The organism is Ruegeria sp. AM9, assembly GCF_056540565.1.
The window spans coordinates 31,348-53,857 of record NZ_JBQFWY010000015.1 but is presented as its reverse complement, the minus strand read 5'-3'; the positions used below and the strand labels follow the sequence as shown (position 1 = coordinate 53,857).

The following is a 22,510-nucleotide window of genomic DNA, read 5'->3' as shown; positions in this document are numbered from 1 at the left end:
GGTCATCAGCATTCGGGATGTGTCTGTCTTGGGCGGCAACGGAGGTGTTCATGGTAACGTAAATGCCTGCGGTCCCGGACAAACCCGGCATCAGCGAATTGCCAGTATGGCCGGGTTTTTGGCGCAAGTTAGGGAGTCGATTGAATGAAGTCGCACGCAAAAGTAGTGGTTGTCGGTGGCGGATGCGTTGGGGCATCGATCCTTTATGGTCTGACCGAGCATGGCTGTTCGGACGCGGTCATGCTGGAGCGCACGACGCTGACCTCCGGGTCCACCTGGCACGCAGCGGGGCTGTTGGTGACCTTTGTGCGGTCGCACAATGTGTCGAAGATGACGATGGAAACCATTTGCATCTATTCCGAGGTCGAAGAAAAGATGGGCACCTCGGTCGGCCTGCGCAAAGTTGGCCAGCTGCGGGTTGCCAATACCGAGAAACGCTGGGATGAGTTCCAGTCCTACATCTCGATTGCCGAGGCCGCAGGCGTACCCTGCAAGCTGGTCACGCCGGAAGAGATTGCGGATATCCATCCCCTGCTGAACCAAAGCCCGGACATTCGCGGTGGTATTCTGCACACTGAAGACGGCTATGTGAACCCGGCCGATATCACCATGGCGCTGGCCAAGCTGGCGCGGGACGCGGGCGCAAAGGTTTACCAGAACACCGAAGCGCAATCTTATGAAAAGCTGGACAATGGCCACTGGAAGGTGACAACCAATCAGGGTGAGATCACCTGTGAACACCTGATCTTTGCCACCGGCAACTATGCCCGCGAAAACGCGCGCCGGGTGGGGCTGGACCTGCCGTGTATCCCGATCGTGCACCAGTATTGGACAACCGAGACCGTGCCGTTGCTGAAAGAGCGCCGGGCGCAGGGCCTGACGGAGTTCCCGATCCTGCGGGACGAGGATTATGGTGCTTATCTGCGTGAGGATGTCGGTGGCATCCAGTTCGGCCCCTATGAGTTCACCAAAGACCTCAAACTGTTCGCCGAAGATCGCGTGCCGCCGGATTTCGGGGCGGATCTGCTGCCCGAAGATTTCGACGCTGTGGAAACCCAGTGGGAGCGCGCCATCGAACGGGTTCCGACCCTGGGCGAGGTTGGCATCAAGGCCAACACCCGCGGCCCGTTCCAGATGACGCCTGACGAGCTGCCTCTGGCCGGTCCCGCGCCGGGGCATGAAAACCTGTGGCTGGCCGAAGGTATGCCGGGCGGCATCCTGTGGGGCGGAACCGTGGGCAATCGTCTGGCAAAGTGGATCGTCGATGGTGATCCGGGCATGGACATGTCGGAACTCGACCCGCGCCGGTTCTCGGATTACGCGTCCAAGCGCTGGACCATGGACAAGGTGCGCGAAACCTGGGGCACCCATATGGATGCGCATGTTCCGGGCGAAGATTTCCCCGATGCGCGCCCGATGAAGACTGTGGGATCATACGATCTGCTGACTGCCCATGGCGCGGTCTGGACCAGCTTCAACGGCTACGAATTCCCCCGTTGGTTTGCCAAGTCACCCAGCGAGGCAATCCCCGAACACAGCTTCCGCCGCACCGACCACATGGAACTGGTGCAGGAAGAGGTGCGCCGCACAAGGGAAGAGGCTGGCTTCATCGAGATGTCGCCGATGACCAAGTTCACTGTGCGCGGTCCCGGTGCCGCCAAGTGGCTGGACGGTCTGATGGCGAACAAGCTGCCCAAAGTGGGCCGCATGACCCTGTCGCTGATGCTGAACGACAAAGGCGGCATGGATGCGGAATATACCATCGTCCGCTATGCGCAGGACGATTTCTATCTGATCTCGACCCCGAACTGGCGCGCTTACAATTGGGATCAGTTGCAGCGCGTCTTGCCGCGCGACGGGTCGGTGGTGATCGAGGATATCTCGGAGCAGCTGGGTGTGATCGCTCTGGCCGGGCCCAAGGCGCGGGATATCCTGCAGCCGCTGACCGATAACGACCTGTCGAACGAAGCCTTCCCGTGGCTGTCGGCCCAGATGGGTGAGGTGGGCTATGCCAAGGGCGTACACCTGCTGCGCGTGTCTTATACCGGTGAGTTGGGATGGGAACTGCACCACCCGGTCGGATACAACCGCCACCTTGTTGATCTGCTGCTGAAGGCGGGTGTGAAACCGTTCGGCCTTGAGGCGCTGGAATCGATGCGGCTTGAGAAATCCTATCGCGCTATCAACCGCGAGATCTGCAAGGACCTGACGCCGTATGAGGCCGATCTGGGCCGCTTTGTGGCGATGACCGAAAAGATCGGCGGGCAGGTGGCCGAGCGTGATTTCATCGGCAAAGCCGCGCTGCAAAAGCAGCAGGAAACGGGCGGATACAATACTCTGGTCACGCTGAAACTGCCGTTCTGCGATACCTCGGTGATGTTCGACGAAGGGGTCTATGCTGATGGCAAGCTGATCGGTCGCGTCACTTCGGGCGGGTTTTCGTATTACTGCAACCACGACATCGCGATGGCGCTGGTGCCGCAGGGCATGACTGCACCGGGCACAAAGATGCAGGTGCTGGTGCACAATGAAATGCGCGATGCCGAGGTGATCGACACCTGCGCCGTTGACCCAACCAGCGCCCGTGCGCGCGCCTGATCTGGGAGGATTTGATATGGCAGACGCCAAAGCACGCCCTGGCCGTGGTGGTCGCGCAGCACGGGTTCAGGCTCGCACCAACCCTCCACCGGTTTACCTGCCGACGCTGAACCGCAAGATCGGCCCGATTGATTTGCTCGGCCCCGAAGGGGTCGAGAAAATCCACAACGCCGCGATGACGATCCTTGAAACCACCGGTATCGAGTTCCGCGACCCGGTCGCCTTGGCCGATTGGAAGAAATACGGCGCGGATGTTCAGGGCGAGCGGGTCCGCATCGGCCGGGACATGCTGATGGACCTGATCTCGGCGGTTCCGTCGGAATGGGGTTACGCGGCGCGCAACCCGGACCGTTCGTTGCGGGTCGGCAACCAGCATTCAGTGTTCGCCAACGCCTATGGCGCGCCATTTGTCTATGGTCTGGACGGAGTGCGTCGGCCCTCGGTGTTGGAGGATGCGCACAACTTTTTCAAGCTCAGCCAGATGAGCCAGTCGATGATGGTGCCCGGCGTTCTGCCGGTCGAGCCGCAGGACGTCCCTGTCCCGCAGCGCCATCTGGAGCTGGTCCACGCCGCGCTGACGCTGACCGACAAGCCGATCAAGGGTTCGGTCCTGTCAGAGCAGGCGGCGCGGGATTCGGTTGAAATGGCGCGGATCGTGTTCGGTGAGGATTTCGTCGATACCAACGTGGTGATGGCCGCGCTGCTGAACTGCAACACGCCGCTGGTCTGGGACGAAACGATGCTGCAAAGCTTGCGCGTCTATGCCTCGGCCAATCAGCCCTGCCTGCTGTCGCCCTTTGTTCTGGCCGGGGCCAGTACGCCCGCCAGCCCGCAGGGCGGTGTGGCGCTGCTGATCGCAGAGTCGCTGGCGGGGATGGCCTATAGCCAGATCATCCGCCGTGGCGCGCCGATGGTGCTGGGCGTGGCGATCATGGGTGTGTCGATGAAGACCGGCGCGCCGATGATGGGCTCGCCCGAGCCGGGGCTGATGAACTTGCTGGTAGGCCAGATGGCGCGATTCTATGGCGTGCCGTGGCGGACCTGTACGATGTGGACCGGCGCGAAATCTCCGGACATGCAGGCGGCGTTCGATACGGCCAACACCATGTGGCCGGTGCTGCTGGGCGGGGCCAACTACATCGTGCATTCGGCAGGTTTTCTGGAAGGCGCGCTTGGGGTCAGCTATTCGAAATGGGTTCAGGACACCCGGCAGCTTGAGAACTTCCACCGGTTCTTCAGCGGGCTTGAGGATGAAAATCTGGACGCAATCCTGGATGACATTGCCGAAATCGGCCCCGGTGGTCACTTCCTGGGGACAGACCACACCAGGGAAAACCCGCTGCACATGAACCCGCTGCAGAACAATGACAGTTTCGAACAGTGGGAAGCGGAAGGGTCGAAAACCGCTGAAACCGTCGGCAATGAAGAGGCTCAGCGCATGTTGGACAACTATGTCAAGCCGCCGATGCCGGATGATCAGCGTGGAGCACTTGACGAATTTGTTGCCAAGAAGAAGCTGGAATATCAGAACGCGTAACGGAAAACACGGGCGCGCAAGCGCCCGCAAGCCCGACATAAGGACAGGATGAAGCTAATGACCGACGCCCCGACGAAAACGCTCTCACTCGAAGAGGTGAAGGCATTGGCCAAATCCGTCCTTGTGTCCGCTGGCCTTGATGCGCATAGCAGTGAAGTCATAGCAGATCTTGTACGGATGTCCGAACGCGATGGCCCCCGCAGTCATGGACTGCGCTTGTTGCCGGTTTACGCGCAATATCTGTCATCGGGTTACGCCAACCCGAAGGCTGCGCCATCAATTCAGCGAATAGCGCCCGGTGTGTTACGTGGCGATGGCGACAACGGGTTCTATCAGGTAGCCGCATTGGCGGCACGGGCAGAGCTGATTGAGATGGCGCGCGAGAACGGGATTGCGGCCTTTACCTGCGCCAATTGCCATCATCTGGGCGCGCTGCGCTTTGACACCGGGCCGCTGGCCGAGGCGGGGCTTGTGGCGTTAGGGGTCGTGAACTCTTTGTCCATGGTTGTGCCGCAGGGTGGGGTGCGCCCGGTCTTTGGCACCAACCCGATGTCCTTTGCGTGCCCGCGTCCGGGGGGCGATCCGATTGTCTGGGATCAGGCATCTTCGATGGTGGCGCTGATGGACATCAAGATGGCCGCGGCCGAGGGCCATGATCTGCCGCGCGCCGGGGGGCTGGATACCGATGGCCAGCCCAGCACCGATCCGAACGCCATTCTGGAAACCCGCAGCCTGCTGCCCTTTGGCGAACACAAAGGCGCGGCCATTGCCTTCCTGATCGAGGTGCTGGGGGCGGCGCTGGCCGGCGGCACCCTGTCGGTCGACAATCAGGAGCGTGAGGCTCATGGCGCCCTCAACGTCAAAGGTGGCGCAACCCTGATCGCGATTGACCCAAGCCGGTTTGGCAACCCGGCGTTCGACGACTACGTCACCCGCATCTGCGCCGAGATCGAGGGCAACGGCACCGCGCGCGTTCCCGGTGACGGACGGTTGAAAAACCGCGCGGCGGCCGAGGCGAACGGAGTCCCGGTCGCACCGGACCTGCTGGCGCAGTTGCAGGCCTTGTAGGAAAGGTCGCAAAACATGCCTGATCTGGTGGTGATCGGCGGCGGCGTCGTGGGTATCTCGTGCGCGCTGGCTTTGCAGTCCGAGGGACATCAAGTCACCGTTATCGAGCCGGGCCCGGTGGGCGAGGGCGCCAGTTGGGCCTCGTGCGGCTGCATCGCGGTGGGTGAGGTCGTGCCGCTGTCCCAACCCGGAATGCTGGCGAAGGTTCCGGGGCTGTTGATGCACCCCAAGGCGCCGTTGACCTTGCGCCCGGGCTCGGCCCTGCGATTGATGCCATGGTTCACCCGATTTGTCGCCAATGCGCGCCCTTCGAAAATGCGGGCCATTGCGGCGGACTTGGCGCGGCTGACCTTTCTGGCGACCACGGATTTCAAGGCGCAACTGGCTGATATCGGGCGGCCTGACCTGTTGGTGGAACGCCCTGTCATCAAGCTGTTTGACGGCGATGACGATCGCGCCAACATGGCCGCCGCCTTTGATCTGGCCCGCGAACTAGGGTGCTCGATCGAAGAAGTCAGCGGCGCAGAGGCACATGACATCGACCCGGCCATTGCGCCGGATTTCAAACATGCTGCCCTGCTGCGCGACTGGAGTTTCGTGACCGACCCCAAGCGATTGGTTGAGGCGCTGCATGACGCCTTTCTGACGCGTGGGGGAACGGTCATCCCTGACAGTGCGGTCGGTTTTGACCGGGACGGCCGTCAGGTAAAGGCCGTGAAGCTGCGCGATGGCCGCGCCATTACGGCTGACGAGTTTGTCTTGGCTGCGGGCACGCGCTCCCGCGATCTGGCGGCAGAATTGGGCGTTCCGCTGCGGATCGAAGGCGTCATCGGCTATTCCACCGCCTTGAAGAACAGCGGTGTCGACCTGTCCCATACCGTGTTCTACGCAAAGGGCGGGTTCGGTATCACGCCCTACGACGGCGCGCTTGCCGTTGCCGGGACAATTGAATTTGCCGGTGCCGACGCGCGCCCAAACTGGGACCGTGCCGATATATTGGTAGAGAAGGCACGGCGGGTTCTGCCGGGGTTAAAGACGGGCAGCGCAGAACGCCGGTTCGGACGGAGGCCGCTGACACCCGACACCCGACCGATCATTGGCCGAAGCGGAAGTCTGGCGAATGTCACCTTTGCAACGGGCCACGGGCAATTGGGCCTGACTTTGGGTGCAACAACGGCCCTGCTGGTTGCGGACGAGATTGCAAATCGGCAGTCCCGGACCGACATACAGGCATTCAGCCCGGATCGTTTCCGGGGATGAGCGACCGTCGGCAGCGCAGTCGCTTTGGGTGTCGTTGGGATACGTTTCAGTCCTAATCGAAACAGCGCCTGCACACCCGTCTCGTCCCTGTTCGACTAGAGGCGTTTGAATTCCAAAGCTTACATTTTTTAGTGTTTTTTGGTGAAATGCAGCCGAAATCAGAGTTAGTCTGTCAACGAGGCCGGGGGCCGTTGACGCCGCGCGGCCTCCCCTCGCCATCAAGCCGCGTGGATTCGAACAGACAGCCAAAAATCGGGCGTTACAGGGCTATGTCTGCGTTCTTTGTTCGTCGTTGGCTGGCCGCTCGCGACGTTGCAGTGCGGAAACAGTGCAATCTGACGAAAAAGAAGGGCGACAGTGAAATCACCGCCGAACGTTACTCGCACCAAAATGCCAGTTATTCACACCAAAGCGGGAATTCCCAAATGTCAGCCGGTTTAGATGAGGGCAACTACACTGTAGGTTCCGCAAAGTGCCGACCTTGAGAAACTTGCTCTTCCGGACTGAAAACCAAGCGCAGAATTGGTCACAACAGAAATAGTCATGTCGCGCAGATTCAACTTTTCGCAGATCAAACCCCTGCAACCTAAAGGCGTGCGGGGCTACAAGTTGGGGATGGAAATGGTCCAGGTGGCATGCAGACCGAAGCGTCCCGCTACTCGCATCAGGTTTTTGTTTGAAAGGGGACTCTATGCCCAAAGCCCATTCAATACCTACTTGGCGGTTCTGGGTCGCGGTATTACTACCCTCCACAAGAACCTGTTTGTGACGAGTCTTGCGCCAGCTCTCAGTTTTTCGGTAGCGGCGGAAAGCAGGTATGTCCGAATTGATGATCGCTTGGGGAGCAAAGTTTGTTGCTGACGAAGGCTGAACTTACGGTCTGGCTACGTGGCTTGATGAAAGACAAAGTCTTCATTTCAGCCTATGCCGTCATTTTTCTAGCTCTCGTAATTGTGGAGCGCGGGCATGCAGTTCCCAACATCAGCCAGCTTCAGCACGCCTTGTATGTGCTGGCATGGGTTATTGCGTTTTATGCGTTCTATTTTTTTGCCGGGCCCACTCTGTTCTACTGGTCTCTTCGAAATTCAGTTTGCGTCTTTTGGGCAGCTTTAGGCAGCTATCTAATAATTCTGTTCCTGAAAACCTTTATTGTAACTTACTTGCTGGCGGGCGGATCATCTTTTGGACACGCAATTCTGTATTATTGCACATCTGCGTTTGTCTCTAGCGTAATTACCTACGCTATATTTTTGCACTTCAGAGCGCAGGCGGTAAACGGTTTCGGATACGACCCCCTGAAGTACCTGTTCCGGCGCCCACCAAGGCACTTGGACTGCCCGATCCAGATGAGGCTAGACGAGGCAAATCGCGGACCCTTGCTGATGCTTGAAGCTCAGAACCAATATGTATCGGTTACAACTGAAAACGGAACACAGTTGATACGAATGACGCTGAAAAGCGCCGCAGAAAACCTGGATTCCGATGCCGGTCTGTTGGTCCATCGGTCGAGGTGGCTGTCCAAGAAAGAAATGGGCGAGCTCGTTTACAGAAATGGGAACCCATACATAGTGACTCCGGGGGGTGATCAGTTTTCGATAAGCCGAAAGATAGTGCCCAAGGTTAAAGAAATAATCGAACAACGAAAAGCGCAGACTCCCGAAACCAAGCAGGCGGATAAAGCAACCAAAAACAAACGGGCTCAATGCTGAGCCTTTTCGGGCAGCATCAGTGCTCGACCCTCTAACAACATCTCGTCTGCTCAATTTTTCCTCATCGAGGCGTTCTGCATGGCGAGGATGGTCAACTGACCAGCTTGATCCGCACATAAGAAACAACGACTGGCGCAAAGATGACCGGCAATTTGAAAGACCCCACTATGACGCCCTCCAAAGAACGTCTGGCACTATCTTTTTTCGCATCACTTGCTGCAGCACTCGTGATGCTCCTGGAAGAGTTCAGCGAGGCGATGGGATGGGAGTGGCTGCACAACTGGGATGAGTACCACATCTGGGCAATCATCGTAATGCTGTGTTTGTTGGGGGCGATCGCTGTTCTGGGAGTAGAGTTGCTTCGAATGGGGAACCACGTCACCAAGCTGGAAGGCAAAGCGACCCGCGCCTCAGAAGCGTTTGAGGAACTCTTGATGAGTTACTTTGAAAAGTGGGCATTTACCAAAGCCGAAAGGGATGTCGCACGGCTTCTTCTGAAAGGATGTTCCACAGCGGAGATTGCTGAAGCCAGAAATGCGAAAGAAGGCACAGTGAAAGCGCAAACGTACTCAATCTACAGGAAGTCAGGCTATTCCAACAAAGCGCAGCTGTTCAGCGCCCTTTTGGAAGATCTTACCGGTGACGGATCGAAACCAAAGTGACAGCGCTTAGAGCGTGATTGGTAGTATTTCTGACTGGCGCTCAGCCTGCGGCACGTCGTCAAGGTGCCGGCATGCAGATGTCTATTCTTGAACCGTTGTTGGTCTGGAGCGAAGACCCCTTCGAACAGAACGGCGCCCTGCTGGAGTGAACTTTACCCTCAAGCCCAAGGACGGTGACGCAATCCAGGCACCTCGGTCAAGCTGCAGTTTTGATAGAGCCGACAAACCGTTCATTTTCGTGTTTTGATGGTCAGCCGTGCAACCTATGCGTTCCGTGCTGCCTGCGCAGAACTAAAAGCGTACGGTTTGGTCGGGCCGCTCTTCATGTCTTCGAAATCGCGAAGTTTCAGGCTGCGATAAACTAAGGTGTAAGCGACATAAACTAAGGTTCAATACCTGTGAAACAGCCGTATTCTCGCCTTTTTTGACCCTTCAAGCCCAGTATTGAGTGTGCGAGCAAATGCGCATTGAGCGGATGACGCTGGGTAATCAGTCCTGATCGTTCACAACAAAAAATATTAGCCAGATGGGGCAGAAAACATGCAGGTCGAGCAGCGGGTACGCGCTTTTGCGCGCGGGGGGCGTCTAACCAAGTGGAAGGGACAAGTGGCGAGCATTGCGCCTTCGCTCTTCTTGTGCTCTGCCTCCGTTTTGGCAGTGTCCGCAGGGGCCTCGGTGGGAGAGGTTGTGAACGGCCCGCGAACTACGCCCCTGATCAGCAGTGTGGATGAAGACCATACCATCACCAGCACCGGGTCGATTAGCATCAATCGCTTGCCGGGGCCTGCCTTGGTTCAGGTCAACGTGGCGGATTATTCCAGCACTGTGACGAATGCCGGGCAATTGACAGCCCCCGAGGCGAACGTCAGGACCCGCGCAGCGATCGACATCACTGGCGATTTGTCCGGCACCGTCCTGAACTCGGGAACAATTTCTATGGGTGCGGCGCTTGGTGATACAGCAGTCATTTTCGGCGTCGATGTTTCGGGCGTCACGACAGGATCGGTGCAGAACACTGGTGTCATTGACATCGCGAATTCAGCGCTGACCATCGGAACCTCAGTGGGAATTTTGACCAATCAAGTCGACGGCACACTCGCAAACAGCGGGACGATCACCCTGCGGGGCAGCAACAGCAGTAGAGCTGAAGCAATCGGGTTAGTGGTCGACGTTGTGAATGGATCCGCGAGTAACAGCGGTAGCATTGATATTGATGTCTCAAGCACTGGCGGGCAGGCCATCGCGGACGGTATTTCTCTAACGACGATCAACGGGGTGGTCGATAACTCTGGCCCCATCAATGTTTCCGCGACCGGCTCAACTATTGCCGGTGCAGATGGGTTTGGCATTGGCGATCTGAATGGAAATCTGAATAACGTCGGTGCCATCAATGTGTCGGCAACTGCTGGAAACAATGCTAATGGGGACGCGATTGAAATCACAAACCTCTCCGGTCGCCTGACAAACACTGGCCCACTTACGGTCATGATGACAGCGGGCAATACCGGCGGTGCTTTTTTGGACGTCGTCGAAGTTTCCAACCTGACCGGGTCACTGACAAACACTGGCTTTCTTGTCGGGCTGGCCCGTGGTGGAAACGTGATTGCGGATGGGTTTGACATTGGAGGTGTTGCTGCCGGTGCCAGCTTTGATAACTCGGGTATCGTGATTGTTCAGGCCCGAGCGACAACCTCAACCGCAAGTGCTGATGGGTTGGAGTTTGGTGATGTTCTCGGCAGTGTGTCGAACTCCGGGCCTGTCAATGCCATTGCCGAGGGTGTCACCTCTGCTACAGCCCGCGGAATTCGGGCGGGTAACGTCACTGGTACTCTGTTGAACAGGGCGAACATTCTTGCAGATGCTTTGGCCAGCAACGGGTCAGCCACGGCTGTTGGGCTTCAGGCTGGTGAGGTGCGCAATCAGCTGACCAATGATGGAGAATTGGTAGCTTTAGCAAATGGGAGCCGCAACGGGGCCGCAATCGGCATTTCGACGGATTTCGTTCAGGGCACTTTGGCCAATAACGGAGCTATCAGGGCAATTGGTCAAGGCAGCAGCGCCAACGTCATCGGGATAGAGACTGGCAACGTCGACGGTTCCCTGATCAACACCAACACAATAACTTTAGAGGCCGTCGCCACATCTTCGTCAGCACTGGTGACAGGCATTGATACCGGAAGGCTGAACGGGACACTTCAGAACTCGGGCAACATCAGCGTTCGGGCCGATGCCGTCAGTCACGCGTCCGCCTATGGTATTGATGTTGGCGAAATAGGCGGCGCTTTGAGCAACTCTGGTTCAATCGCTGTCCAAGTGGACAACGGATCGAGCATAGAGGCTATTGGCATCCGGTCTTCGACGGTTTCGGGGACGCTTTTCAACAGCGGGAACATCATGGTTGCCAGTCACGGGTCCAGTGGCTCGGCCGAAGGCATTCGCGCAGGTTCCATTGCGGCAAATGGGGCCATGACAAACACCGGTACGATCACTGCCACCGCCGTGGGGCAAGGATCAGGGGCGGGTGCCGAGGGGATCAGGGTTTTGGGCCGTGTAGCGGGCACGCTGGAAAACAGTGGTCAAATCATGGTCCAGGCGATCGACACCAGTTCCGCCAGTTCAACCGGCATTCTGACCGGTGCCATTGATGGATCGTTGACCAACAGCGGGACAATATCGGCGGCCGCTGGGGGAGGGTCCTTTGCATACGTCGAAGGGATCGAAATAAGAGGTAACCTTGATGGGGCCTTCAATAACAGCGGTGCAATTACGGCTCAGGCCATCGGCACAAGCTCTGCCTACGTAGATGGGATTAATGCTATTGATGTTGCCGGTACGTTCAGCAACTCGGGCGTCATATCTGTATCCGCCCAGGCGGCGTTTGCAGGTGCAGAAGGGCTGAGTTTGGATGATATTCAAGGTTCAGTCGATAATTCCGGGGGTATTTCGGCGATAGCCTCGGGAACCAGCACTGCGAGAGCGAGCGGGATTTTCCTCGGCGCCATCGACGGCAGTTTTTCAAATTCAGGAAGTATTACAGCAAGTGCGACGACACTCGGTTCGGGCGCGTCCTTTCCTTTCCAACGCGCTGTTGCCAGCGGGATTTACGTGGATAACATCAACGAAGACCCGATGGGCGGTTTCGGCTCGTTTGAGAATTCGGGCGCGATTGCGGCCTCGGCCTCAGGTTTGAATGCCTCCGCCTTGGGCCTTCGGTTTTCTCACGTCGGTGGCAAGCTGTCCAACAGCGGTAACATTTCTGTCGGCGCGATGGCGGACCAGGGCTCCTCAGCCTTTGCAGCTGGGATTATCGGTGCAAACGTTCGGGACAGCGGGGACGTGTTCAACTCCGGCACCCTTCAGGTTTCTGCGATAGGTCAAAACGTTTCTACCGTTGCAGCCGTCGGAATGGCTTTTGACCAGATCGATACGACAGTTTCGAATAGCGGAGCGATCGCGGTTTCAGCCCAAGGTGACTCGCTTGTCCGCGCGCACGGTATTACCACGGCCGTATTGTCCACTGGTGGCGTTCTGAGCCATAGCGGCGCGATCTCGGTCTCTGCCAACGGCGGCACGGACACGGAAGCATATGGCATTTTTGTGGGTAGCGCCCAAGGCACAGTCAATGTGATGGGCGACGTCTCTGCCACTTCTACCGGCAGGAGCTATGCGGTGTTTCTGGGTGACGGCGGCGGCACGCTGAATGTCGAAACCTCTGCGGATATCGACGGCACCATTCGCGTCAGCGATCACGATGTTAACCTGAGCCATATCGGCGGACGGGTTGTTTATCGTTTCCAGGACGATGACACGGCCAACGGTGTGTTCACGACGTCTGTGTCCTCGGCGTCGCAAGGTTGGTTTGTTGATGATGAAGGGGGCGCGGCACCCGTTTATGCCTCGTTTGACGCCACCGAACTACAGCCGAACACAAACCAATCGTTCGAGATCGCGGGGCTGTCATACACTCTTGCACGTCAGTTGGACAACGGTGAGGTCGACAATGTCAGCCGCGACAGGGTTGTGCTCAGCACTCGGGGGAGCGGCCCTATCGACGGCTTTCGGCCATACGTCTCGGTGAGTGGCAGCAGAAGTGATGGGACGGCAAGCGGCAGTTCTACGTCGCTTTCCTCGAATATGTGGAGCGTCAGCGTAGGCGCGACCCGCGACCTTGGAACCGGTTTGCGATACGGGTTTGGGGCCAGCTATTTCGAGAACGATGGCACCTTTGGTTCTTCGTCCTTTGACACCTCGGGTGTGTTTATCAGCGGTATCGTCGCCCAGAACTTCGGGTTTGCCGATCTGAGCTTTGGTTTGGGATATGGTGATCTGGACACTGACGAGTCTCGCCCCGTCGGGAGTGATACGTCAGAGGCTGACTATTCCGGCGACATGATAACCGCCTTGGTTGCTGCGAAACGGCAATTCGCCTTGAAAAACGGCGCGATCCTGACCCCCAGGGCAAGCTTTCTGTACGGCGAACAAAATTTGGATGGCTACACCGAAACAGGCGGTTCCGCCAATGCAACAGTGGGGGACAGAACCGTCACGTTCAATGAAACCCGGATCGGTGGTGAATACGCGACTTACACGCTTGGTGGGCGTCTTTCAGCTTCATTGGCGGCAGTCCGCCGGGATGCAGATGCGCCGTCAGTCGTGGATGTAACCATATTTGGCAATACGCTTGCTCTGGCCTCAGGCGGAGGAGGCACCGACACCTTTGGCGAGGTGGGGCTGAACTTCGAAAAGCCCTTCGATCATGGGGGAATCCTGCACCTTGAAGCAAGATCAACCCTCGGGGCTGATGTATCAACACAGGCCCTCTGGGCATCCTACGAATGGAAGTTCTAAACCGGAGGTCACTCGTGTTTTGGCAAGTCAAAACAGAGAACTCCCATTGGCCACCTCGATCTTCTTGTGCGTGGCCCTGAGATAGCAACTCGCCAAAACGTCTGTCTCCGTGGATCACCTCAGGCCGCTCGCACAGGTGGTCCACAAACTCTCTCGGGGTTTCAGGGCCAGACAAAGTGACGAGGTGGACGTGAGCTCCGTCAGTTTAGGCCGAACTGAGCGCCATGCGGGACATAAACCTTCGGCCTATGTCGCTTGAATTCTGCCAAAAGACCAATTTTGTCGGACGCAACAGCTTCTCAGGTAAAGGCGACCCCATTCTCAAAAAGGACCCGAGATGAATCCAGTTGGCCTCATTCTGATCTGCGCAACAACGCTAGTCCCAGCATATCAGCTATTCTCCCTGCCGGGTATCACTGACCAAGCCGCGCTGTTTTCCCAGTATCTGGGTCTTGCCGCGCTGGTCCTTATGGCGTGGGGCCAGATACTGTCCACGCGCCTGACGGGTATCGAGCATTTGTTCGGTGGGCTGGACCGCGTTTACGTCTTGCACAAATGGGCGGGCATCGTGGCCATGGGCGCGCTTCTTTTGCATGATACTATAGGGGCTGAAATGCGCGGGGTGGGTCGCGAAACCGCACTAAGTGACTTTGCTGAATCCCTCGGCGAAATCAGCTTTTATGGCCTGCTGTTGCTGGTTCTCATCTCAGTTGCGACCTTTATTCCTTATCACTTGTGGAAGTGGACCCACAAAGCCATGGGCGCCCTGTTTGCATTCGGAGCTTTGCATTTCTTCCTGATCACGAAACCCTTTGCCATGACCGATCCTGCCGGGCTTTATACAGGTTCATTCTGTGTGGTCGGCATGGCGGCCTATCTGTGGATGCTGCTACCGGACAAACTGCGCCCGTCTTACAGGTACAGGATCGCAAAGCTTGAAACCACTGGCGGAGCATTGGCCATCACACTTGCGCCGGAAGGCAATCGGCTACACCCGCAGCCCGGGCAGTTTGGTGTTCTGCGTTTCACTGGTGCCGGAAAAAATGAACCCCACCCGTTCAGCTTTTCAAAGATCGGGTCCGACGGCAAATTGCGCGTGACTGTAAAATCGCTCGGGGACTATACAGCCATCCTCAAAGGTGCGCTGAAAACAGACCAGATGGTGCGTGTTCAAGGGCCGTTCGGAAGGTTCCGGTATGTCGGAAAAGCGCCCGAGGTTTGGGTGGCCGGTGGTATCGGCATCACGCCCTTTCTTGCCTGGGCGGATGCGCTGGATGCTGAAAACGAGCCTGTAGATCTGTTCTATTGCGTCAGGTCGCGCACGGGCGCGCCGCATCTGGGCGAAATCGAAAGATTGGCTGAGATGAAACCGAACCTGCGCCTGCACCTTGTCGTCTCGGATGAAGGTCAGAGGATCACCGCGAAAGAGATTGCAGGCGAGATTGGGCCGAACCTGTCCCGAGCCCTGGTTTCGTTCTGTGGCCCAGCTTCCCTTCGCGAGTCGCTTCGGGCAGGGTTGAGGCCCTACGGCGTCACTTCGCGGCGGTTCCACTATGAAGAATTTGAATTTCGAACCGGTATCGGGTTCACACGCTTGGTAAAGTGGTTGAGAGACCGGTTTTCGAACTACGGTACAATTAACCGGCTGGAGCGGATCATACCTCCGTCCGGTCGAGGCTGAAGCGCCGCAAGAACGGGCTCTGTCACTTGACCCGGATTTTGACCGGGCCCTTGCTCGCGCGCGCATTCTTGTTTCGGCGGCGTCCGCAGACCGCGAATTCGGCCACCACTTGGTTTCGCGCCATCGGCAAATGGCGGCAAAGGGGCTGCCGTTGCAGCATCAAGGTGTTGGATTGGATGTCGGCTATGGGCCGTTCTACACCTCGGCGAGGCGGGGTCGTCGATAAAGACGCCGCGATCGCCCGACGTCAGCTTTGAACCCAAAGACGCCGATGCTGCGTTGAGCTCTTGTGGCCGTTTCTGACGTTCGGCCAGAACTTACCGTTTTTTCCCAGGTCGCTTGAGACTTGACCCACTATGGCGGTTGCATTGTCAATCAAATGGGGAAGGCCCCAAGCCCTCTGCTCTGAAGAAGTTGGGTGTCGGGTCGGCAAACGTGTCAGTTCACCGGCCTTCCGGTTCTGCTTTCACGTCATTTCCGGATCACCTGGACACGTTTCGTCAGCTCTGTTCGTTCGGAATGGTTGCGGCAAGAAGGAACCCACCCCTCAGTTGTCAAGGGACGAAAGGTCGTGAGATAAACCCCCCGAATTCCTGACGTGCTTCGCTGCGTGGGATGTTATGGGTCACGGTAAAACCCACGACGGTGCATTCCACCGTATCGACCCAGCTTTCGTTGATGTTGTTCCAGATTTCGAACAACTGAACTGCCATATCATCATTTGGATTGCTGATATTCCATTCTGTCGACTCCCCTGTGGTCGTGCTGCCTGACACGGTAGCCGCAGTTCCGTCACCCTCGCCGGTGACCGAGACGCTACCTGTCGCTGAGGCCGAGGTCGTCCATTTCCGGCTGCCTCCGGCCGGTATGACAGGGCCCGGAACTTCGAACGTTTCGGTCTCGGATTCGACGTTTGAGCGGCCCTGAAAAGTACACGGCCAGGGTGTGGGAATGTCGCCCAGACATACGCAGAAGGCATGCGGGCTGGAGCGACGCACGAGCGACGGCACTGCTCCCAATTGCATACAGGCGCCACAGGGCGATCCAAGCGGTCCAAAGGTCCACTGATAGACCGTGATTGACGAGTTATTGGGTGGAGGAGGCGGGGGCATGGCAGGTCTCCGGAATCAGATTGGCAGGGGGTCGCCCTGCATGAGGGTGAGGCGGGCTTCGAGGCTGGTAAGACCAGTGTCGGTGAGCGCACTGCCCGTCCAGAGCAGAAGCGCGCCGGGGTTGATCCCGGCAGGCAGGTCATCTTGCGACACCGAGGTGATTTCGATCCGCCAGGTCAGTTTGAAACGTTTGCGAAAGAATACTGTGAGAACGCCATGGTTTTCGTGCATCCCCGAATATTCCAACAATGTGCCATCGGCCAGATCAGCCAGATCGACTTGTGGGCGGCTGGCGGGTACAGCCATGGCGACGGGGCCGTCGACTGCCTCGTCATGCGTGATCCCATCTGGCGCGTCGCGATCAAGCACCAACATCAGCGACCGCGCTTGTGCAGTCAGCGCCATCGGCAGATAGGCGGCACGATCATCGGCAAAGGCGAGGATCGCGCTTTGTCCGGCGGCGACCATTTCGATCAGGGCATAGCCGCGTTCATTGGTGCGATAGGTCCAGGCGACGGCTGTGCCGCTGCCAGGCGGGTCGATGATGAACACCTCGGCATCGGCTACGGGCTGCAAGTCCGGGTCGACAACACGCACCAGAAGCGTGCCTTTCTGATAGCGCTGTGCCGCACCGAGTTGAGCTTTCAGCAGATCTTGCATCGCAGCCGGATGTCCCGCACCGTCCAGCGTGGACATGAGGTCTTCGGCATCCGAAAGCATCAGCGTGCCATAGTCGTGTCCCCGTTGGGCAAGATCGAGGGCCTGTGCCTCGCTAAGCCCGTCGAGCCGCAAAAGCCGTGCTTGCGGGATGAATTCTGCCATCAGGTTTTCAACCGTCAGCCCGCCCAGATCGGCCAGGCTTTGCGCAAGGACGATATCAGGATGACCCAAGAGCTGTTCGGAGTGGTGAATGCCAACGCCTGAGAGCGCTTCGGCCATTACGGGGCCGATACCGTTCAGCACTTGTGTGTCATGCCACGTCGTGTCGATCATTGTGTCCTCCTGTCATGGCCGGGTCGGTTAATCGATTGCGTCCCCCAAACCGCTGTCGATCAGAAGCGTAGTGAGCGAGGTCCAAGTCGTGCCGGAAACGGTTTCGACACCTTCAGTGGGGTTCCCACCGGGTTCGGGCGGGACAAGCACGGTGCCGACAAAGCGATCGAAGGATCGCGCGCCTTTGCTCGTCCGTAACAGGATCTTGCGGCCCAATGCCCGGTCACGTGTCAGCGCGAAGGCTGCAACAGCCCGTTCGTGCGTGACCCCACTGGTGCCCCGCAATTCCGGCGTATCCACGCCTTTGAGACGAATTGGAACATAGCTGTAGGTGAGAAAGCCCAGATCAGCGACGACATCAATGGTGTCACCGTCCACGACGTGTTCACAGACGCACCGAAAATAGTTCGCCTGCGACGCCTCGGCGAAGGAAAGGGGAAAATCTTCAAACTGGAATGGCTCGCGGCTCATGTTCTGGCCCGCCCAAAGTATAGATTGAAATAATACGTCGATTTTGCACCTCATGGCCGAGTCGATGCAATGAGGTTCTGTTTAAGCGGGTTATTCGGCAGAAAATGGCCGTCAGGAATAGGCGCCGCTCGGGATCATCCTGTCATCAGATTGAGAAGGCCCCAACCGTCAGCCGCTCTGCAGCCGGGTCGTGATTTCGGACAGTCGTGACCAGGACTGCAATGTCACCGGCAAGGTAAGCGCCGCTTCAGCAAACTCCCACGAATAGCTGACAATCGAAAAGATCGTTCCCGGTGTCGCATCCAGGTTTTGCGTTGCGAACCACAGGTTGAAGAGGATAAGGCCAATCAGCAGAACGAAGATCACGCCGTACAGAATGGCTTCGGTGTCCGAGAGCTTTATTTCGAAGCGGCGCAGTTTTTCCAGGTGAATCAGCACCGGGCGGCTGCGGCGTTGTTCCAGAATGCTGACTTGATGCTCCATTTGCTCATTCAGCGCACGGTTCCATTGCCAGAACGTCGAATGAAACAGGGCGTAGACGGATATCATTCCGACAAGAACACCACAGGCTGAAAGAGCCAGCTCTGGCGAGAAGTAAAACAGCAAAACCGCCGAAACAACGAACTGTACAACCCCGGCAATCGCGTTGGGCAATACCTCTTCCAAAAAGTCGGCCAGTTCGCGCCCCATCCCGATCCGAGCGTTCAGCGACGAGATTGGCAGGTTCGAAAACCGCGCGGCAAGTGCTTTGCCCAGTTCGACGCGGATGGTTCCGTACACGCGGGTATCGTAAATCCGCCGGATCACGCTGATCAGAGTCAGAGTGACCATGAGCGCACCCAAATGCAAAAAGGGCTGAAAATCTCCGGCCAGCAATCCATCTATGGCGAAGCCAATGAAGAGCGGGATCAACACAGTTAGGGCCGTTTCTGACAGGATCAGAAACCATGTGATCCCGACCCGCCAGCGAAACACACGCAGAAGCGTTCCGATTTTCAGTTTTTGGTTCTTCAACATTGGGCGCTACTGGTCATAGTGGATACGAACGTAAACATCGCCCGGCCAGACCGATGCAGCTTTGAAATCAGGCTCGTCCTGGGGATTGGGGGCACCTGTTGCCCCCAGCCCCTCTAACAACTGCGTCGCAGTCATATTCAGGTCTTCGTCCTTGTTTTCATCATGAAACAACAGCACTGCATATGGGCCTGCGTTCAGGCCAGCGAACTCATGGCTGACACTGCCTTTACGCGACGGAATCTGGGCGTAGTCAATGGCGCTCCAGACATCCAAACTGTCAAAGGCGCGCGCGTCATCAAAGACAAGGATCACGATGTTTCCCTTGGTATTGCGGATGCCGTCGACAGTCACCTTCAAACCATCGGCGGCGGCGGGCGTCGCCAGCGCCGTCAGGGCGAATGCGGGGGCCAGAAGGATTCGTGTCATGGCGTTGTCCTTTCTTCAGAGGTCTGCGGAAGGGGTGGTTTGAAAACGGCGATGACATCCTCGGTGATGGCGATCAGCACCGGCACCAGCACCAGCATGAGAGCCGTGCCGAAGAGCTCCCCAAAGGCCAGAGAAATAGCCGCAGGGATCAGATACTGCGCTTGCTCAGAGGTTTCGGTCAGCAATGGCAGCAGGCCGATCACCGTCGTTGCGGTGGTCAGAAAGATCGCCTTGAAACGTCCGATGCCTGCGCTCTTCAGCGCCAGATTCACGGGCTGACCTTCCTCGCGCGCCTGATTGTAACGGGTGATCATGACCAGACTGTCGTTCACGATCACACCGGTCAGAGCCAGCATGCCGAAGAACGAAAACAGCGACAGCGAGACATCCATGATCAGGTGCCCGACGGCGGCCGCGATAAAGCCAAATGGGACAATGGCCAGGATGACGAAGGGTTGCCAATAGCTTTTCAGCGGCACGGCCATCAGCACATAGATCAGAACAGCCGCCAGCAGCAGCGCACGTTTCAGGCCATCGCTGATATCGGCCATCTCTTCCAGTTCACCGGCGGGCAGGACTGTTACGCTGGGGTATTTGGCGCGGAGTTTCGGGACCAACTGTTCGAACACCGCCTGACCGACCTCTTCGGGGGCAACACGGTCGCGGTCGATAGACGCGGCCACGATGTTCATACGCTTTCCGTCACGGCGGTCGATGGTGCCAGAGGTGTAGGCACCTTCGATTTCGGCCACCGTATCAAGCGGCACCCAGGCGCCGGACGCGCTGCGCAACTGGGTCCGCATCAGATCGGCAAGCGTATCGCGGTTTTCCCGCGCGTTCTGCACGACCACGCGGACTTCGGACCCATCACGCCTGACCTTGGTCACCTCGGCACCGCCGAACCCATAGCCTATCTGTCTGGCCAAGGCCTCGGCGTTGAAACCAAGGTGCCGCGCGTCCGGGCGCAGACGGAGTTTCAGTTCGGGTTGGCCGCCTGCCAACCCATCGCGAACATTCGCCACACCCTCGATATTCGACAGGAAGTCTTTCATCTCGGTGCTGGCTTGCTGCAGCAGGTCTTCGTCTTTTGACGCCAACCGGATGCGGAACCCTCCGGCAAGCGTTTCCGATCCGGTGAACTCCAGCTCGGTTGCGCCTTCGACTGCACCAACCCGGTCGCGCCATTCGCGGACGACGGAGAGGATCGGAACATCAGGGCGCTCGGTCACCGGGATCATTTCAGCGTACATTTGCGCGCTTCCCGCACTGTTGATGATGGTGAACACTGTCTGAACGGGCGGCGTGACCATGCCTGCGTCTTCGGCAAGTTCGGTGTTCAGATCGTTCAGCACGCTTTCGATCCGATCCACGTTCGTGCGGGTCAGTGGGAAGGGCGCGCGGGCATCCATTTCCAGGTTCATCGTGATGATCTGACCCGGTGCCTCGGGAAAGAACACCGTCCTGACCTTGCCCTTGTACATCAGGCCCAGCCCCAGCGTTGCAGCGGCAATGAAAAGGATCAGCACGGCGTAGCGCTGTCGCACGGCCGCAACGAGCAACGGCTGATAGATGCGATCCCGGACCCAGTTCAAACCGCCCTGCGCAGTATCCTGTACGCGGCCCCAGAGGCGGGTCAGCAGATGCCGACGCTCTTGCTCCATCGAAACCTGTGCCAGATGGGCGGGCAGGATGAATTTGCTTTCGATGAGCGAGAAGATCAGCGTCAGGATCACGATCCCCGCGAACCCGGCCAGCACCTTGCCCAGCGAGTTGTCGATCAGCAGCATCGGGAAAAAGGCCGCGATTGTGGTCAGCACGCCAAAGACGGTGGCGACGGCCACGCGATGCACACCGCGTTCCGTGTCTTTGATCGGGTCTTTGCCCTTGCGGCGTTCTTCAAAAACGCTTTCGCCGACCACAACGGCGTCATCGACCAGAATACCCAAGGCGATGATCAGGCCAAAAGTCGTGACATCATTCAGCGAATAATCCACCCATTTCGAGCCCGAGACCGCGATCGCGCCCATGACCGAAACGGGAATGCCCATGGCGACCCAGAAGGCCAAACGCACGTTCAGAAACACCGACAGCATCAAGGTCACAAGGATCAGCCCCTGCACCCCGTTCGACCGCAACAGCGCCAGACGGTCCGAGATATAGCCAGCGCTATCGCCCCAGACCTCGACCTGGACCTGCGGCGGCAACTGGCGGCTGAACTCATCCACTGTGCGGCGCACAACGTCACTGATTTCCAGTAGGTTCTCTTTCTGCCCGACCAGAACCTCCATCCCCACAGTCGGTTTGCCGTTCAGCCGGAACAGGAACTCGCCATCCTGAAACCCGTCTTCGATTTTGGCAATGTCGCCCAAAGGCACAAAGGACCCGTCGTCACGTTCAATGACTGGCAGGGCCGCGTATTCCGGCACGTATTTTGCCCTGTTGTCCGCGCGCAGATAGATCGTGCCGCCTTCGGTCCGCAGACGGCCTGCCTGAAAGGCCAGCGAATTTCCTTCGATGGCGCGAGTTACATCAGAAACGGTCAGCCCATAATGACGCAACAGCGCCGGGTCGATCTCGATGCGCAATTCCCTTGGAATCAGACCCCAGATTTGCAGCCGGGACAGTTCCGGTTGCGCCAGCAGCTCTTCCTTCAGGCGCTGCGCCAGGCTCTGCAAGGTGGCCGGATCTGTTTCACCGAACAGGTTCAGATACAGGGCCGGAAAATCGAAACCCGACGCTTCGATCACAGGGCGGCGCGCGGTGTCGGGCAGGTCGGTCAAGCCGTCGACCCGAATACGGACCCGATCCAGAACGGCTTGCAGTTTCTGGCCACCTGCGCGGCGGACGGTGACCACGCTGAGGTCATTTTGGGATCGTGAGGTTACGCTTCGCACACCCTCCAACCCTTCGAGTGCCTGCTCAACTTTCTGGGCCACCAATTCATCGACCTGTTCGGCCGTGGCGTCCGGAAACTCGATCGCGATTGTGACACTTTCCGGCGGAATGCGTGGGAAGCCTTCGATCCGAATGTTCAGCAACGTCTGCACGCCAAGGAACAGGATCAACGCCATCATCAGATTGGCAGCGACCGGATTTCGGATGAACCAGGATGTCAGCGCGTGCATGGC

14 protein-coding genes are annotated in these 22,510 nt (G+C 58.0%); 8 read left to right on the top strand and 6 right to left on the bottom strand.

All coding sequences use genetic code 11. The features are described from left to right. Positions 1-144: 144 nt before the first annotated feature. From ACR0DO_RS17800 to ACR0DO_RS17765, 8 genes are all read left to right on the top strand, one after another. Complete coding sequence (locus tag ACR0DO_RS17800; RefSeq protein ID WP_480560818.1) at positions 145-2,598, top strand: GcvT family protein; 2,454 nt, start codon at positions 145-147, stop codon at positions 2,596-2,598. Between the two features lie 16 nt (positions 2,599-2,614). Continuing rightward, on the top strand, positions 2,615-4,135 hold the full coding sequence (locus ACR0DO_RS17795) for a trimethylamine methyltransferase family protein (RefSeq protein WP_480560816.1): 1,521 nt from the start codon (positions 2,615-2,617) through the stop codon (positions 4,133-4,135). Positions 4,136-4,192: 57 nt separating this feature from the next. Then, complete coding sequence (locus ACR0DO_RS17790) at positions 4,193-5,203, top strand: Ldh family oxidoreductase (RefSeq protein ID WP_480560814.1); 1,011 nt, start codon at positions 4,193-4,195, stop codon at positions 5,201-5,203. A 15-nt stretch (positions 5,204-5,218) separates the two neighbouring features. Further along, positions 5,219-6,463 (top strand): NAD(P)/FAD-dependent oxidoreductase, encoded by a 1,245-nt coding sequence (locus ACR0DO_RS17785; protein WP_480560812.1) that lies wholly within the window; start codon positions 5,219-5,221, stop codon positions 6,461-6,463. Between the two features lie 851 nt (positions 6,464-7,314). Then, positions 7,315-8,172, top strand: a complete 858-nt coding sequence (locus ACR0DO_RS17780; RefSeq protein ID WP_170448863.1) for a LytTR family DNA-binding domain-containing protein — start codon at positions 7,315-7,317, stop codon at positions 8,170-8,172. 140 nt (positions 8,173-8,312) lie between these two features. Further along, positions 8,313-8,834 carry a helix-turn-helix transcriptional regulator gene (locus ACR0DO_RS17775; RefSeq protein ID WP_480560810.1) on the top strand — a complete coding sequence of 174 codons (522 nt, stop codon included), beginning with the start codon at positions 8,313-8,315 and terminating at the stop codon, positions 8,832-8,834. Positions 8,835-9,623: 789 nt separating this feature from the next. After that, on the top strand, positions 9,624-13,682 hold the full coding sequence (locus tag ACR0DO_RS17770; protein ID WP_480560808.1) for a beta strand repeat-containing protein: 4,059 nt from the start codon (positions 9,624-9,626) through the stop codon (positions 13,680-13,682). Positions 13,683-14,019: 337 nt separating this feature from the next. Next, positions 14,020-15,363, top strand: coding sequence for a ferredoxin reductase family protein (locus ACR0DO_RS17765; protein ID WP_480560806.1), 1,344 nt, complete (start codon positions 14,020-14,022; stop codon positions 15,361-15,363). Between the two features lie 554 nt (positions 15,364-15,917). Here ACR0DO_RS17765 and ACR0DO_RS17760 read toward each other — a convergent pair. The 6 genes from ACR0DO_RS17760 to ACR0DO_RS17735 all read right to left on the bottom strand — a co-directional run bounded on the left by ACR0DO_RS17760 (position 15,918) and on the right by ACR0DO_RS17735 (position 22,507). Continuing rightward, complete coding sequence (locus ACR0DO_RS17760; RefSeq protein ID WP_480560804.1) at positions 15,918-16,475, bottom strand: hypothetical protein; 558 nt, start codon at positions 16,473-16,475, stop codon at positions 15,918-15,920. Between the two features lie 15 nt (positions 16,476-16,490). Then, positions 16,491-17,468 (bottom strand): hypothetical protein, encoded by a 978-nt coding sequence (locus ACR0DO_RS17755; RefSeq protein WP_480560802.1) that lies wholly within the window; start codon positions 17,466-17,468, stop codon positions 16,491-16,493. A gap of 27 nt (positions 17,469-17,495) precedes the next feature. After that, complete coding sequence (locus tag ACR0DO_RS17750; RefSeq protein ID WP_170448874.1) at positions 17,496-17,939, bottom strand: hypothetical protein; 444 nt, start codon at positions 17,937-17,939, stop codon at positions 17,496-17,498. Between the two features lie 168 nt (positions 17,940-18,107). Then, a complete protein-coding gene (locus tag ACR0DO_RS17745; protein WP_480560800.1) occupies positions 18,108-18,956 on the bottom strand; it encodes an ABC transporter six-transmembrane domain-containing protein in 849 nt (282 codons plus the stop codon). 6 nt (positions 18,957-18,962) lie between these two features. After that, the gene (locus ACR0DO_RS17740; protein WP_480560798.1) at positions 18,963-19,382 is read right to left on the bottom strand and encodes a DUF2141 domain-containing protein; all 420 of its coding nucleotides are present in this window, start codon (positions 19,380-19,382) and stop codon (positions 18,963-18,965) included. Beyond that, a complete protein-coding gene (locus tag ACR0DO_RS17735; protein WP_480560796.1) occupies positions 19,379-22,507 on the bottom strand; it encodes an efflux RND transporter permease subunit in 3,129 nt (1,042 codons plus the stop codon). Before ACR0DO_RS17735 ends, ACR0DO_RS17740 begins: the two co-directional genes overlap by 4 nt. Positions 22,508-22,510: the final 3 nt, after the last annotated feature.

Bases quoted from the DNA above. Each gene is read 5' to 3' on its own strand.
- ACR0DO_RS17790 (WP_480560814.1), top strand. From the start codon at position 4,193: ATGACCGACGCCCCGACGAAAACGCTCTCACTCGAAGAGGTGAAGGCA.
- ACR0DO_RS17745 (WP_480560800.1), bottom strand. From the start codon at position 18,956: ATGTTGAAGAACCAAAAACTGAAAATCGGAACGCTTCTGCGTGTGTTT.
- ACR0DO_RS17750 (WP_170448874.1), bottom strand. From the start codon at position 17,939: ATGAGCCGCGAGCCATTCCAGTTTGAAGATTTTCCCCTTTCCTTCGCC.
- ACR0DO_RS17735 (WP_480560796.1), bottom strand. From the start codon at position 22,507: ATGCACGCGCTGACATCCTGGTTCATCCGAAATCCGGTCGCTGCCAAT.
- ACR0DO_RS17775 (WP_480560810.1), top strand. From the start codon at position 8,313: ATGACCGGCAATTTGAAAGACCCCACTATGACGCCCTCCAAAGAACGT.
- ACR0DO_RS17740 (WP_480560798.1), bottom strand. From the start codon at position 19,382: ATGACACGAATCCTTCTGGCCCCCGCATTCGCCCTGACGGCGCTGGCG.
- ACR0DO_RS17800 (WP_480560818.1), top strand. From the start codon at position 145: ATGAAGTCGCACGCAAAAGTAGTGGTTGTCGGTGGCGGATGCGTTGGG.
- ACR0DO_RS17795 (WP_480560816.1), top strand. From the start codon at position 2,615: ATGGCAGACGCCAAAGCACGCCCTGGCCGTGGTGGTCGCGCAGCACGG.
- ACR0DO_RS17755 (WP_480560802.1), bottom strand. From the start codon at position 17,468: ATGATCGACACGACGTGGCATGACACACAAGTGCTGAACGGTATCGGC.
- ACR0DO_RS17760 (WP_480560804.1), bottom strand. From the start codon at position 16,475: ATGCCCCCGCCTCCTCCACCCAATAACTCGTCAATCACGGTCTATCAG.
- ACR0DO_RS17785 (WP_480560812.1), top strand. From the start codon at position 5,219: ATGCCTGATCTGGTGGTGATCGGCGGCGGCGTCGTGGGTATCTCGTGC.
- ACR0DO_RS17765 (WP_480560806.1), top strand. From the start codon at position 14,020: ATGAATCCAGTTGGCCTCATTCTGATCTGCGCAACAACGCTAGTCCCA.